General features: G+C 31.4%; 16 protein-coding genes and 1 other RNA gene. All 17 read left to right on the top strand.

The window, feature by feature from the left end; genetic code table 11:
- The first annotated feature begins 1 nt into the window (after position 1).
- Positions 2-1,291, top strand: coding sequence for a phosphopyruvate hydratase (gene eno / locus ACTB1H_RS02410; protein ID WP_463261244.1), 1,290 nt, complete (start codon positions 2-4; stop codon positions 1,289-1,291).
- Between the two features lie 86 nt (positions 1,292-1,377).
- Complete coding sequence (locus ACTB1H_RS02405) at positions 1,378-2,340, top strand: metal ABC transporter solute-binding protein, Zn/Mn family (RefSeq protein ID WP_463261243.1); 963 nt, start codon at positions 1,378-1,380, stop codon at positions 2,338-2,340.
- Positions 2,333-3,013, top strand: a complete 681-nt coding sequence (locus ACTB1H_RS02400) for a metal ABC transporter ATP-binding protein (protein ID WP_463261242.1) — start codon at positions 2,333-2,335, stop codon at positions 3,011-3,013. Before ACTB1H_RS02405 ends, ACTB1H_RS02400 begins: the two co-directional genes overlap by 8 nt.
- 15 nt (positions 3,014-3,028) lie before the next feature.
- Positions 3,029-3,850 carry a metal ABC transporter permease gene (locus ACTB1H_RS02395; protein ID WP_463261241.1) on the top strand — a complete coding sequence of 274 codons (822 nt, stop codon included), beginning with the start codon at positions 3,029-3,031 and terminating at the stop codon, positions 3,848-3,850.
- A gap of 15 nt (positions 3,851-3,865) precedes the next feature.
- Positions 3,866-4,300 (top strand): Fur family transcriptional regulator, encoded by a 435-nt coding sequence (locus tag ACTB1H_RS02390; RefSeq protein WP_463261240.1) that lies wholly within the window; start codon positions 3,866-3,868, stop codon positions 4,298-4,300.
- An 81-nt stretch (positions 4,301-4,381) separates the two neighbouring features.
- Entirely contained in the window at positions 4,382-4,606 is a 225-nt protein-coding gene (gene secG / locus ACTB1H_RS02385; protein WP_463261239.1) for a preprotein translocase subunit SecG, read from the top strand.
- Between the two features lie 23 nt (positions 4,607-4,629).
- Positions 4,630-6,630: a sodium-translocating pyrophosphatase gene (locus ACTB1H_RS02380; RefSeq protein ID WP_463261238.1), complete on the top strand. Its 2,001-nt coding sequence runs from the start codon at positions 4,630-4,632 to the stop codon at positions 6,628-6,630.
- A gap of 140 nt (positions 6,631-6,770) precedes the next feature.
- Positions 6,771-7,547 carry an alpha/beta fold hydrolase gene (locus tag ACTB1H_RS02375; RefSeq protein ID WP_463261237.1) on the top strand — a complete coding sequence of 259 codons (777 nt, stop codon included), beginning with the start codon at positions 6,771-6,773 and terminating at the stop codon, positions 7,545-7,547.
- 21 nt (positions 7,548-7,568) lie between these two features.
- On the top strand, positions 7,569-9,083 hold the full coding sequence (locus ACTB1H_RS02370; protein WP_463261236.1) for a UDP-N-acetylmuramoyl-tripeptide--D-alanyl-D-alanine ligase: 1,515 nt from the start codon (positions 7,569-7,571) through the stop codon (positions 9,081-9,083).
- An 11-nt stretch (positions 9,084-9,094) separates the two neighbouring features.
- Positions 9,095-10,258, top strand: coding sequence for a D-alanine--D-alanine ligase family protein (locus tag ACTB1H_RS02365; RefSeq protein WP_463261235.1), 1,164 nt, complete (start codon positions 9,095-9,097; stop codon positions 10,256-10,258).
- Positions 10,259-10,319: 61 nt separating this feature from the next.
- The gene (gene rnr, locus ACTB1H_RS02360; protein ID WP_463261234.1) at positions 10,320-12,443 is read left to right on the top strand and encodes a ribonuclease R; all 2,124 of its coding nucleotides are present in this window, start codon (positions 10,320-10,322) and stop codon (positions 12,441-12,443) included.
- A gap of 11 nt (positions 12,444-12,454) precedes the next feature.
- Positions 12,455-12,919 carry an SsrA-binding protein SmpB gene (gene smpB / locus ACTB1H_RS02355; RefSeq protein WP_463261233.1) on the top strand — a complete coding sequence of 155 codons (465 nt, stop codon included), beginning with the start codon at positions 12,455-12,457 and terminating at the stop codon, positions 12,917-12,919.
- Positions 12,920-12,973: 54 nt separating this feature from the next.
- Positions 12,974-13,324: a transfer-messenger RNA gene (ssrA, locus tag ACTB1H_RS02350) on the top strand.
- Positions 13,325-13,575: 251 nt separating this feature from the next.
- Positions 13,576-14,145: a hypothetical protein gene (locus ACTB1H_RS02345; protein ID WP_463261232.1), complete on the top strand. Its 570-nt coding sequence runs from the start codon at positions 13,576-13,578 to the stop codon at positions 14,143-14,145.
- Between the two features lie 75 nt (positions 14,146-14,220).
- Positions 14,221-14,574: a hypothetical protein gene (locus tag ACTB1H_RS02340; protein ID WP_463261231.1), complete on the top strand. Its 354-nt coding sequence runs from the start codon at positions 14,221-14,223 to the stop codon at positions 14,572-14,574.
- Between the two features lie 197 nt (positions 14,575-14,771).
- Positions 14,772-15,005, top strand: a complete 234-nt coding sequence (locus tag ACTB1H_RS02335; RefSeq protein ID WP_463261265.1) for an NUDIX domain-containing protein — start codon at positions 14,772-14,774, stop codon at positions 15,003-15,005.
- An 84-nt stretch (positions 15,006-15,089) separates the two neighbouring features.
- On the top strand, positions 15,090-15,366 hold a 277-nt coding region (locus ACTB1H_RS02330; protein ID WP_463261230.1), incomplete at its 3' end, for a helix-turn-helix domain-containing protein.

Below are 15,366 nucleotides of genomic sequence, written 5' to 3'. Positions count from 1 at the left end.
AATGAGCATGATCGTTGATGTTTACGCAAGAGAGGTACTAGATTCTAGGGGTAATCCTACAGTTGAAGTGGAGGTATATACTGAAAATTCTTTTGGGAGTGCAATTGTACCTTCTGGAGCTTCAACAGGAATATATGAAGCAGTAGAATTAAGAGATGATGATAAATCTAGATATTTGGGAAAAGGAGTATTAAAAGCCGTAGAAAATGTAAACGAGGTAATAGCAGAAGAATTAATAGGTCTAAATGTATTTGACCAAGTTTTGATAGATAAGACAATGATAGAATTAGATGGGACAGAAAATAAAGGTAAATTAGGAGCAAATGCGATACTTGCTGTTTCGATGGCAGTGGCAAAAGCAGCTGCGAATGAATTGGGTATACCTCTTTATAAATATCTTGGTGGAGTAAATGCAAAGACTCTTCCTGTTCCAATGATGAATATTCTAAACGGTGGACAACACGCTGACAACAATGTTGACATTCAAGAATTTATGGTAATGCCTGTTGGCGCAAAAGATTTTAAAGAAGCATTAAGAATGGGGGCTGAAGTATTCCATAATCTTAAATCTGTTTTAAAATCTAAAGGCTTAAGTACATCTGTTGGGGATGAAGGTGGTTTTGCACCTAACTTATCAAGCAATGAAGAAGCTTTAAAAACAATTGTTGAAGCTATTGAAAAAGCTGGATATGTACCTGGAAAAGATATTATGTTAGCAATTGATGTAGCTTCATCAGGATTATATGACGAAGAAAAGAAAACTTATACTCTTGCAGGTGAAAATAAAGTTTTGAACTCAAATGAAATGGTAGATTACTATGAATATTTAATAGATAAGTATCCTATAATATCTATTGAAGATGGATTAGCAGAAGATGATTGGGATGGATGGAAATTAATGACTGAAAAATTAGGAAATAGAGTTCAAATAGTAGGAGATGACTTATTCGTAACAAATACGAAAAGACTACAAAAGGGAATTGAATTAGGTGTAGGTAACTCTATTTTGATTAAATTAAATCAAATTGGAACTATCACGGAGACATTAGATGCAATTGAATTAGCAAAAACTCATGGATATACAGCTATAATTTCACATAGATCAGGTGAATCTGAAGATTCAACTATTGCTGATTTAGCAGTTGCGACTAATGCTGGACAGATAAAGACAGGCGCACCTTCTAGAACAGATAGAGTAGCAAAATATAATCAACTATTAAGAATTGAAGATAATTTATACGACACAGCTATATACAACGGATTAAAATCATTTTACAACTTGAAAAAATAGAGATTGACAGTTTAACAAAAAGCTTATACAATAAATGCAGATGCGAATAGTTCGCATCTGCATTTATTGTATAGGGAGGATTTTCTATGGAAAGAAGAACATTGTATATATTATTAGTATTCTTAATGGTATTTATTTCAGGATGTACCAATCCAAATGATGATATATTAGATTTAAACGATGCTAAACCGATAATTACTACAACACTATTTCCACAGTATGATTTCTCGAGAATAATAGTAGGGGATAAGTTCGATGTCGTCTTGCTATTACCACCTGGAGTTGAAGCACATTCATTTGACCTTTCTCCAAAGGATATGACCACTATATTATCATCAGATATTTTTATATATACTAGCTTAGTTATGGAACCATGGGTAAAAAACATATTAGAATCCTTAGAAGCAGAAGAAATTTTAGCAATAGATCTAAGTACAGAAATAGAATTAAAAAACTTTGAATACGAAGACCATGACCATGATCATGAAAATGAACATAAACATGAGGAGTCGGGTTATGATCCTCATTATTGGACTGATCCTATGAATGCTATCATAATGGTGGATGAGATTCTTAATGCAGTCATTTCAATTGACAAAGAGAACGAACAATTTTATATTGAAAATGCTCAAAAGCTGAAGAGTGATTTAATCAAACTAGATGAAGATATAAGATATGTAGTTGAAAATTCAGAAAGTAAAACTATAATTTCTGGAGGACATTTTGCGTTAGGATATTTTGCTAATAGATATGGATTAGAATACATTTCACCATATGATGGATTTTCTCCAAATGCAGAACCATCCGCACAAGCAATTGCAAATATCATCAAAACCGTAAAGGATACTAATGCTAAAGCGATATTTTATGAGGAATTAGTAGATCCTAAAGTTTCAAAAACAATCTCAGATCAAACAGGAGTACAAATGCTTGAATTAAATGCTGCACACAATGTATCAAAAGAGCAATTAGAAAAAAATGTTCATTATATAGATATCATGTATAATAACTTAGAAAATCTTAAAAAAGGGCTTGGTTATAATGGGTAAATTGATCGAAGCAAGCAATTTATATGTCAATTATGGTAACGAAAAAGTATTAACAAATGTAAATTTTGCTATTTATGAGAAAGATTATATAGGGCTAATCGGAGAAAATGGGTCAGGAAAGACCACACTTATTAAAGCATTATTGGGAATAATACCTAGCTCTAGTGGAGAGGTTAGATATTATGATATTAAAGATAAAGCAACAATAGGATATTTGCCACAGATATTGGTATCAGGGAATATAAAATTTCCGGCACTCGTATATGAAATTGTAGGATTGGGGCTATTAGGAAGTAAGAAATATCCAAAAAGGATTACAAAAACAGATATAAAAAAAATAGAAAACACTCTAGAAAGAGTAGGAGCTTTAGAATTAAAGAACAAGCAAATCGGGGAATTATCGGGAGGACAACAACAGAAGGTTTTTTTAGCAAGAGCTTTAGTTAACAATCCTAAGCTTCTAATTCTAGATGAACCGACTAGTGCTCTTGATCCAAAAGCTAGGGAAGAGATATTTGAAATAATTGACAAAGAAAACGAAAAAGGCACAGCTATTCTTTTAGTGTCTCATGACACTCAAAGTCTAATTAAAAGAACAAATAAAATAATGCTAATTGATAGGGAGATAATTTATTTCGGGCCATCAAGTGACTTCAAATTTAATTCATTCTAGAAGAAAGGTGATTATATGAATATTATTGAAACAATAAATGAGGCTATGTCTTTTGTTTTTATGCAAAGAGCTATGCTAGTAGGCATTTTCATAGCAGTGATTAGTTCGGTATTAGGCTCTTTCTTAGTATTAAAGAGATATTCATTAATTGGTGATGGATTAGCACATGTTAGCTTTGCGACAGTTTCCTTAGGATTGGCACTAGGAGTTTCTCCTCTTTTTATTTCTCTACCGATAGTTATATTAGCTTCTATACTAATAATGAAATTAAATGAAAAAGCATCTCTAAATGGAGATGCTAGTATCGGTATGGTATCATCATTTTCAATTGCACTTGGTGTTGTTATAGCAAGTAAATCACAAGGATTTAATATTGACGTAAATAGCTATTTATTTGGTAGTATTTTAGCAATTAACAAACTCGACAGTTACTTATCAGTTATTATGTCGATTGTTATGATATTGTTAGTCTATATTTTTTATCAAGATTTGTTAGCTGTAACATTTGATGAAGAATTTTCAAAAGTATCTGGAGTGAATACTAGCTTAACTAATTATATGCTCTCTATCTTAACCTCTATTACTATAGTTTTGGGGATGAGAGTTTTAGGGACACTTCTGATTTCAAGCTTGATTATATTTCCAACTATAAGTTCTATGCAGATTGCAAGAAGTTTTAAATCATTGCAAATAATTGGAGTATTCATTTCCGTTTTTTCTATGGCATTTGGTCTGATTTTTTCTTATATATTAAACATTCCATCTGGACCAAGTATAGTCATAATGAATACTTTAGTTTTTATAGTACTTTATGTTATTGGTAAAGTTATTAATTGATGTGTGGTGAAAAATATGAATAAAGATACAATAGAAATACTGAACAAACAAGGAATAAAAGCAACAAAACAAAGAATTTTTTTATATGAAATATTAAAGAAACAAGAAAAACCATTAACAGCAGAAGAGATATATTTTTTGGCAAAAAAAGAAATAAATTCTTTTAATTTATCAACTATTTATAGGATCTTAGATACTTTTGTTAAAAAGAAATTAGTAGTTAAATACAAACTTGACATTGATGAAAAATTTCATTTTGAAATCATTCGCGAAAAGCATAGACACTATTTATTATGTATTTGTTGCAATCAAATAATACCCATTTCTGATTGTCCGTTTGAAAAATATGAGCATGATATTGCTGAACAAACTGGATATGTAATCGTTGATCACAATTTAGAAATTAAAGGTATTTGTCCAAATTGTCAGGGGCCATATGGTATACACTAACATGCTTTATTTTGTTTGATTTTAAACTATCTGTATGATAAAATACTACTGTTAAGGGATTAAGGATATGGGAGGTGTGACATGGCTACATTTTTTTCAGTATTAATGCTTATTTCGAGCATTGTTTTGATTGTAAGTATTTTAATGCAAGAGAGTAAGCAAGAAGGATTAGGTTCAATTGGGGGAGGAGCCGCTGATTCGATTTTTGGTAAAAGCATAGGCACTAGCAGACAAGCACTGTTAAGAAAGATAACAATAGTTGCGTCAGTAATATTTATGATTTCTGCAGTTGCTTTAGCAATCTAAAACTAAATAAAGGAGGAAGATTGATGAATATCGCACTGATCGCAGCTCCTATAGCTGGAGTTGTTGCTTTGTTATTTGCTTTTTACAAAGCAACTTATGTGAACAAACAAAATCCTGGGAATAAAAGGATGGAAGAAATATCATCTTATATTCATGAAGGAGCAATGGCTTTTTTGTCAAGACAGTATAGATATTTAGCTGTATTTATACTTGTTTTATTCATAGTTCTTGGAATTTTGATTAGCTGGAAGACCTCAATTACATTTTTGTTTGGGGCATTATTTTCAATATTAGCTGGCTACTTTGGAATGAATGTAGCTACTAAAGCCAATGTGAGAACTTCTAATGCTGCGATGGAGAGCGGTATAAACGAAGCCTTGAAAATAGCATTTTCAGGTGGAACAGTTATGGGAATGTGTGTTGTAGGGCTTGGAATACTAGGGGTAAGTGTGTCCTACATAATTTTCGAAGATCCTGCTATTATAACAGGATTTGGGCTTGGAGCATCATCTATTGCTCTTTTTGCAAGAGTTGGTGGAGGAATATATACAAAAGCTGCTGATGTAGGAGCTGACTTAGTAGGAAAAGTCGAAGCAGGAATACCTGAAGATGACCCTAGAAACCCTGCTGTTATAGCTGACAATGTTGGAGACAATGTTGGAGATGTTGCTGGAATGGGTGCAGACTTGTTTGAGTCATATGTAGGAGCAATAATATCAGCTTTGACTCTTGGGGTTTTAGCTTATGGAAATAATGGAGTTTATTTCGCTCTATCATTAGCTGCTGTTGGAATTTTGGCCTCAATTATTGGGGTTTTCTTTGTTAGAGGCGATAAAGATCCTCAAAAATCGTTGAATACTGGGACTTTAGTTAGTGCTATCGTTACATTGGTTTTGGCATTTATTTTGAGTAACATATTCTTAAATAATTATAGACCATTTATTGCAATAGTAGCTGGACTTGCTGTAGGATTGATAATCGCAAGAATAACTGAGTATTATACATCAGCAGACTATAAACCAGTAAAAAGAATTGCTAAAGAATCAGAAACTGGAGCTTCAACAAATATAATAGGTGGTTTGTCTGTTGGAATGATGTCTACTGCACTACCTATAATTGTAATAGCAGTAGGTATATTGATAGCATATTATGCTTCTGGTGGAGCTAACCAACCTACAAAAGGATTATATGGTATTGCTTTAGCTGCGGTTGGTATGCTTTCTACAGCTGCAATGACTATCGCAGTAGATGCATATGGGCCTATAGCTGACAATGCAGGTGGAATTTCAGAGATGGCTGAATTACCAAAAGATGTAAGAAAAATAACAGATAAACTTGATTCAGTAGGAAATACTACTGCAGCAATCGGTAAAGGGTTTGCTATTGGCTCTGCAGCACTAACTGCTTTAGCACTATTTTCATCATATACTCAAGCTGTATCACTATCAAGTATTGACATAACAAGACCAACAGTAATTGCTGGTTTGTTTATTGGAGGAATGCTATCATTCTTATTCTCAGCAATGACTATGGATGCAGTTGGGAATACTGCATTTAGTATGATTGAAGAAGTTAGAAGCCAATTTAAAGAAAAACCTGGTATCATGGAAGGGACTGAAAAACCAGATTATGCTCGTTGCGTTGATATAAGTACAAGAGCAGCTCTTAAAGAGATGATTATTCCAGGGTTATTAGCTGTTATTGCTCCACTCGTTACAGGATTGTTATTAGGGCCTGAGGCTTTGGGAGGTCTATTAGCAGGAGCTTTAGTAACAGGGGTTTTGATGGCAATTTTTATGGCAAATGCAGGTGGCGCATGGGATAATGCAAAAAAATTCATTGAGGAAGGCAATCACGGTGGTAAAGGCAGTGATTCACACAAAGCTGCAGTTATTGGTGATACTGTAGGTGATCCATTTAAAGATACTGCTGGACCTTCTTTGAATATTCTAATAAAACTAATGACTATTGTATCACTAGTATTTGCTCAAGTATTCTTAACCTATGGTGGAATATTATTTTAGGAAAAATCATTAAACATGATAATATACTTCTAAACTAGATATCTAATCTTTTAAATCAGATATCTAGTTGGAAGTATTTTTTTATATGATAATTTATGCCAAATATGGTATAATCTTAAGGTAAATACTAATCAGCGAGGATGAAAATTGTGTTTGTAAATATAGACGGATTGAATTTAAATTATATTGTCGAAGGGGAAGGTGAACCCATAGTTGTACTACATGGATGGGGAGCTAATATTGATAGCATTAGACCTATTGTAAGGATATTGAAAGATGGCTACAAAGTATATGCTTTAGACCTTCCAGGATTTGGGAAATCAGATGAACCTAATGATGTTTATAGTAGCTATGATTATGCAGAAATTGTAAAAAAATTTATAGACTATTTTAATTTACAAAAATTTTCACTGGTTGGGCATTCATTTGGGGGAAAGATATCTATTATAATTAGTACTAAATATAAAGATTTAGTTGATAAAATGGTATTAATTGATAGTGCTGGATTAATACCAAAAAGAACACTATCATATCATCTGAAAGTAAAAACTTATAAAACTATAAAAAGACTCTATAAGCTATTCTTTTTTTGGAAAAAAGACTCTGAAGTAGCAGAAATTATTAATAAAAGATTTGGATCTGACGATTATAAGAATTCTTCTGGAATAATGAGGAAAATACTTGTAAAGGTTGTAAATGAAGATTTATCATCTTTATTAACACAAATTGAGTGCCCAACTCTATTGATTTGGGGAGAATTAGACGATGCTACACCACTATATCAAGGGAAAATAATGGAAGAAAAAATAAAAAATTCAGGACTAGTAGTTTTAGAAGGAACTGGACACTTTTCTTATGTAGAGGATTACAATAGGTTTTCCTTAGTTTTAAAATCTTTTTTCAACATAAATAACTAAATTTAAATGGAGGGGAATTTTTTGGATTATATTGTACATATTATTATCCTTGTTTTATCAATATTGATAACAACTTTTTTTAGTAAAAGAGCTAAGAAATTTTTGCATATTTCTCAATTAGAAGGATATGAGGCTAAAGAATATTTTAAATGGCTAAAAAACAACAAAGATAATGCCTTTAAATTAAAAGCCGAATCAAAACCTGTAAAAAAGCCTCTTGTAATGACAGATAGAGCGAAGAGATTAAACAAATGTAATTTTTTTGTTAATGTATTTTTATTATTTATTTTGACTTCAATAATACAAGTTATCTTTAAAAATGTAATAGCAACTTCTTTTAGTTTTTTAATTTTTGCATTTCTTTTATATGTTATGCAACCATTAACAATGTATATTTCAACTTTTATAATTAAACCCTTAGAAAATCGCATAAATAGAGGATATTACCTAGAAGCTCAGAAAAAAATACAACAAAGAAAAGATTTGACTGTAATTGGAATAACTGGAAGCTTTGGCAAGACTAGTACTAAATTTATAGTTGGGACTATACTTTCAGCAAAATTTAATGTACTTAATACCCCTGAGTCTTATAATACACCAATGGGACTATCTAAAGTTATAAACAATATGCTTACAGATGAGCATGAGGTTTTTGTAGCAGAAATGGGAGCAAAAAAAATAGGGGAAATTAGAGAACTTGCCGAATTGGCAAAACCAAAGATTGGAATTTTGACATCAATAGGACCAGTACACATTGAAACATTTAAAAATATTGACAATATAATGAAAACAAAATACGAACTTATTGAAGAATTGCCAACTAATGGGATAGCAATATTCAACTATGACAATCAATATGTGAGAAAGTTAGCTGACAAGACCTTTAAAGAAAAGATATTATATGGTATTGAGCTTAAAGATCAAGTTGATATTTATGTTGAAGATATAGTAACATCGGAAAATGGATCTTCATTTACTTTGAAACATAAAGATGGTAGAAGTATAAGCTGTCGTACGATACTATTAGGCAAGCATAATATATACAATATATTAGCGGGTGCAGCTGCAGCCTTGGCTATGGGCTTAACTTTTGAAGAAATAAGAGAAGGTATTGAAAAAATTCAGCCAGTTGAACATAGACTAAATTTGATTAATTCACCTAATGGAGTGATAATTATAGATGATGCATTTAACTCGAATCCAGAAGGTACAAAAGCAGCGCTTGATGTAATAAGTCAATTTAAAGAAGGGAAAAAAATTATAGTAACTCCTGGAATGATTGAACTTGGGGAGCTAGAAGAAAAATACAACAAGGAATTTGGGCAAAATATTGGTAAAGTATGTGATTATGCTATATTAGTAGGTAAAAACCGCTCAAAGCCAATCTATGAAGGATTAAAAGAGGCTAATTTTGATGATGAACATATATTTGTAGTTAATAGTTTAGATGAAGCTACTGAGATTATTGGAAGAATAGCTAAACCAAAAGATGTTGTTTTATTTGAAAATGATTTGCCAGATACTTATTCAGAATAGGAGTGTATATAATGAAAAATATTGGAATATTATTCGGAGGTAGAAGTGTTGAACACGAAGTTTCAGTAATAACTGCTATGCAGATAATTGAAAATATAGACAAAACAAAATTCAATCCAATTCCGATATATATCAATAAAGCGGGTGAATGGCTTATTTCTGATTCATTCTTAAAATTTGAGAGTTTTAAGAATTCGAAGTTCGACAATCCTAGAAAGATAATTTTATCACCAAATTATAAAGATGCAAATTTATATCTACATCCAAACAATATAAAATTATTTACAAAAAAAGATTTGGATAGTATTGATGTTTTCTTTCCAGCATTGCATGGTACCAATGGAGAAGATGGTACTATACAAGGATTGTTAGAACTAATAGGTATACCTTATGTAGGAGCAGGAGTATTAAGCTCTGCTGTAGGCATGGATAAAATTATCATGAAAGATATATTCAAAGCAAACGGGATACCAGTTGTTGATTATACTTACTACTATAGAAACACATGGATTTCAAATAAAGAAGTAATTCTCGAAGATATAGAGTCAAAAATAAAATATCCATTGTTCGTTAAACCTGCAAATCTAGGCTCAAGTATAGGTATTAGCAAAGTTAAGAACAAAGAAGAATTAGAATCAGCATTAAATTTAGCATTTAGCTATGATAGAAAGGCTATCATTGAGAAAGCTGTTGAGAATCCAAGAGAAATCAACTGTGCTGTAATGGGTTATGAAAATGAAGTAGAGGCCTCATTATGCGAAGAACCTTTAGGCTGGAAAGAAATATTGTCTTTCGATGATAAATATGTTAAGCAAAACAGTAAAACATCGAAAGATAGTAATAAAAATAAGAATATTCCAGCTAATATATCTGATGAATTAAGAATCAAAATAGAAAATTATGCAAAAGATGCCTTTAGAGCGATAGATTGTAGAGGCAATGCTAGAATTGACTTTCTAGTCAGTGAAGAAAAGGTTTATGTAAATGAAATAAATACTTTACCCGGTTCGATAGCATTTTACCTTTGGGAAGGCAGAGGATATAGTTTTAAAGAATTGATCTCTAAAATGATAGATATTGCTGTAAAAGCTCAGAAAGATAAAGAAAACAATATATATACTTATGATTCTAATTTGTTTAATAGAACGCAATTTGGTACAAAAATAAAAAAATAACATTAAAATATGCTGCGCATTTTAGTGCAGCATAACTTATTAGTAATGTTGGAGGGTAAATATGCCAATAAAAGAAAAGATTATTGAATTGATGAGTACGAAAGAATATAAACCAATGTTAAAAGAAGAATTAGCATTTGTTTTTGGTATACGTGGAAAAGAAGAAAAGGATTTCTATAAGATATTAACTTCTCTTGAAAAAGAGGGGCTAATTGTTAGGAATAAAGATGATAGATATATATTAATTAATAATGAATATATGGCTATTGGAAGAATTGAAGCAAATGAAAGAGGTTATGGATTTTTAATACCTGAAGATAAATCTAAAGAAGATATATTCATAGCACCTGAAAACATGGGGTCAGCTATGCATAATGATCTTGTTATAGTAAATATTATAAAGAGAGCTAGTGCTGGTAAAAAAGCTGAAGGAGAAGTCATCAAAATACTTGAAAGAGCAAATATCAATGTAATAGGAACATTTGAAGATAATGGAAACTATGGATTTGTAATACCTGATAATAATAAAATTTTCTATGATATTTTTATTCCTAAAAGTGCTAAAAACAATGCAAAAAATGGCCAAAAAGTTGTAGCAAAGATTACAAAGTGGCCAGACTGGCATAAGAACCCAGAGGGAATAATAATCGAAATTTTAGGCTATATGAATGAAAAGGGTACAGATATTCTATCTATTATAAAAGAGTATAATTTGCCGGATAAATTTTCGGACGAAGCAAAAAAAGAAGCTAAACGTGTAGCTAAAATACATGATGATGAAATAAAAAATAGAGTAGATTTACGAGATTTAGTTATTTTTACTATTGATGGAAAAGATGCCAAAGATTTTGATGATGCTGTCTCTATAGAGATGTTGAATGAAGATACTTTTAGACTGGGAGTTCATATTGCAGATGTATCGCATTATGTAAAACCAAGCATGCAACTAGATAGAGAAGCATTATTAAGAGGGAATTCCGTTTATTTATTGGATAGGGTTATTCCTATGCTTCCTGAAGAATTAAGTAACGGAATATGTTCATTAAATCCAAATGTTGACAGACTTACCATGTCAGTTATCATGGATATCGATAGAGATGGAAAAGTGAAAGATCATAAGATATATAAAAGTATTATAAACAGCAAAGCTAGATTAGTTTATGATGATGTTTCTGATCTTATAGAAGGGGTTGAAAGAGAATACCCAACAGAATTATTACTAGTAGAACAAGAACTCAAAATAATGATGGAATTAATGAATATACTAAAAGATAGAAGAGAAAAGAGAGGAAGCATAGACTTTGATTTTCCTGAAAGCTATATAGAGCTGGATGAAAATGGAAAAGCAGTAGATGTGAGAAAATTAGAAAGACGTGTAGCTAATAGAATGATTGAAGAATTCATGCTTGTTACAAATGAAACAATTGCAGAACGGTTTTTTTGGTTAGATATACCTTTTATTTATAGAATTCATGAGGAACCAGACCCAAAGAAAGTTGAAGCATTTAATAAAGTTTTATATAATTTTGGATACTCATTAAAAGGTAAAGACTTGCATCCCAAAGAATTTCAGCGAATATCAAAAGAAATTAAAGGCAAAAAAGAAGAAGCACTTATATCTAATCTTTTACTTAGGACACTACAAAAGGCAAGATATAGTGCAGAACATGAAATGCACTTTGGATTAGCAGCAAAATATTATACACATTTTACATCACCAATTAGGAGATATGCTGACTTACAAATCCATAGAATCATTAGTGACTTTTTAAACTTAAAATTAACACCAAAGAAAGAAAAAAAGTTAAGAGAGATATTGCCAGAGATAGCAGATCATATATCTGCTACAGAAAGATTAGCAGATGAAGCGGAACGTGATGTTGATGATTTAAAGAAAGCAGAATACATGAGTTCTAAAATCGGAGAAGAATACTATGGTTTGATATCGTCAGTAACAAATTTTGGCATGTTTGTTCAACTAGAGAATACTGTGGAGGGTTTAGTTCACTTTAGCAATATGATAGACGACTATTATTATTTTGATGAAGAAAATTATCAGATAATTGGCGAGATGACAAAAAAGATTTATCGTGTTGGTGATGAAGTAAAGATTAGAGTCATAGGTACAGATTTGATTAAAAAGACAATAGATTTTGAATTACTGACTGAAGAAATTGCAATATAGGAGTGGTAGATGTGAGTGAAAAACAAGTAAAACTAGTTGCATCAAATAAGAAAGCAAGGCATGACTATTTTATAGAAGATACAATAGAAGCTGGAATTGTATTGACTGGCACTGAAGTTAAGTCTATCCGTCAAGGTAAAGTAAATATAAAGGATAGCTATGCAAATATAGAGAATGGAGAAGTATTTTTATATAATATGCATATAAGTCCATATGAGCAAGGGAATATTTACAATGTAGATCCATTAAGAGTAAGAAAGCTTTTATTAAATAGAAGAGAAATCAGAAAATTGATTGGTATGACTACTATAAAAGGATATACACTCGTCCCACTATCGTTATATTTTAAAAATGGCAAAGTTAAAGTAGAACTAGCAATAGCTAAGGGTAAAAAACTTTACGATAAAAGAGAAACAATTGCCAAAAGAGATGCTGAAAGAAAAATAAGGCAATTAGAGAAGGAGAAGTATAAATAGCTTCTTTCAATTTGACTTTTAATGACCTTTGTGGTATCATATACATGAAAATATGGGGGCGAAAATGGTTTCGACGGGGGTCGTGAATCAGGAGTAGCGAGCCGTTGTCGCCAAGCAACGTAAAAAGTGGCAACAAAAATAAACGCAGAAGAAAATTACGCACTAGCAGCTTAATTTAAGCTGCTCGTTCTATCTATATTGCCCACGATATAGAATAGAACGTCAAATCAGTGGGGAACCGAGTCTAGCAAAGCTTTGAGCTAGAAACGGAACACATGAAGCTACCGAAACTATCATCCTGCCAGTAGGAGGTTAGTTTCGGGAAATGCAAATTACTGGCTGCGCTCGGAGAAACTCCTGTGGATCGGTTCTCGGACGTGGGTTCGACTCCCACCGCCTCCACCAAATTTGAACATTGCATTGATACATTAGATAGAAGCCTTGATAAATCAGGGCTTTTTTGTTTTGTAGCATAAATTATTTGGAGATGAGGGGAATTTAATATATATTTATTAGAAAAAGAATGGATTTAATTAAATGCGTAGAATAAGGTAAATGAGGCATAATTTTATCTTTCCTTTGGAGGTATTTTGTTTTTCGCTATACATAAAACAACTCAAAGGTGAGGGTAATCTCATATATTAGGAGGGTAAAACATGCATAGTCATTTTTTTCAACGATATTATAGTAAAGAAAATGTAGATACTAATATAATGTTATTACTTTCTAGGTTATATCAATATTCATCAATTAAATTTTTTGCATTTCTAGGAAAAATAATGCCTGAAAATGCAGATGTAGAATTATTTTTTAATTTTCAAGAAAAGAATAAGGAAAGTGTATCTGATGCGAAAATTTCACAAGCGAATTTTAAAGTTGTTGTTGAAACGAAGCTATATGGTAATTTTAGGTTAAAACAATTGATGAATCATTTAACCTCATTTAAAAACGAAGATTACAAAGTATTGCTGACACTTGACCCGCATTTTCTAGATACAAAGATTAAGGATCAGATTGATAAACAAATAAATAATTATAATATAGATAATAAAAGTAATGTAGTTCATTGCCATTTAACCTTTGAAGAATTAATAAAAAATATCGAGGAAATTATAGATGATAGAGATTATGAAATGATAAAAGTGTTGGAAGATTATAAAGAATATTGTTATTATGGAGGACTTATACCAGATGATTGGAAGCGAATGAGAGTCCAGCTTTCTTGAACAACTTTAAATACAAACAAAAAGCTTAACTTATATTATGATAATGCAGAGAGAGGTTCTTCGGGGCATAAATATTTGGGACTATATAGTAAAAAAGAAGTTAGAGCAATAGGTAAAATTATTGCAATAGTAACTGCTTTGCCTACAGCGAATGGACTGGATATAACTGTAGAAAAAGCTAAAATAACAGATGAAATGAAGAACAATATTTTAGAGGCCATTAAAGATTCAAAAAAATATGGTTATAATCTATCAAGTATAAGGCATAGGTACTTTTTTGTTGAAAAGTTTTATGATACATTTTTTGAGAAAAAAACACAATATGCACCTATGGGAAGTAGAATGTTTGATTTAACTGAAATTCTTGGTATTGAAAAGCTGCCTGATATGTCAGAGATAGCAAAATTATTAAAGAATAAAACATGGTAAATTTAAAATGTATAAAATTGCTAAACTAATATATATATATAAAATAATTGCGTTTATGTTAAACTAAAAATGGACCACAATTTCAGTTGAAAGCTCCACCCACTTTAATGATAACCTCCTAAGGAGAAAAGAGGTGTAAAACTGTGAAAAGAATTAAAGTTGCAGCAGGAGTAATTAAGGATAATGACAAAGTTTAGATAACTAGACGTGCACCAAAAGAAAACTTTGCTGGTGGTTGGGAGTTTCCAGGTGGGAAAATAGAAATCAATGAAACCCCACAAGCATGTATTGCTAGAGAACTTAATGAAGAGCTTAATATAGTTGTTTCTGTTGACAAACTTTGTACTGAGGTGGCTCATGATTACGGTAATATGAACATTAATATAATTGCATATTATTGTTCAATTAATGATGGCGAATTGTATAATTAAATGAAACACAACTAAAAAACAACGCTCATGAGAGCTTCTCTGTTATAATGTTATCAACGACAATAAACAGAAACGGAGAAGATCATGAGCTTAGTATATTGTATTAGAACACGACAAAAAGGTAAACATCTAACATTTTCAGAGAGAGAAGAATTAGAAGAAATGGTAAAGCAAAACAATGCTGTGCCGAAGAAAGAAAAACTGAGCCAGCGTAAAATGGCAGAACGGATGGGTGTAAGCCCTGCAACGTTAAGCCGGGAATTAAAACGTGGAAAGGTAGTGCTATTAGATACTTATTTGCGTGAAGTGATAAGTTATTCAGCTATAGTAGCACAAGATGATTATGACAATAAGGCAAGTG

The organism is Soehngenia sp. (assembly GCF_055108775.1).
The sequence above is the reverse complement of the archived record's forward strand: the minus strand, read 5'-3'. Positions and strand labels throughout refer to the sequence as shown.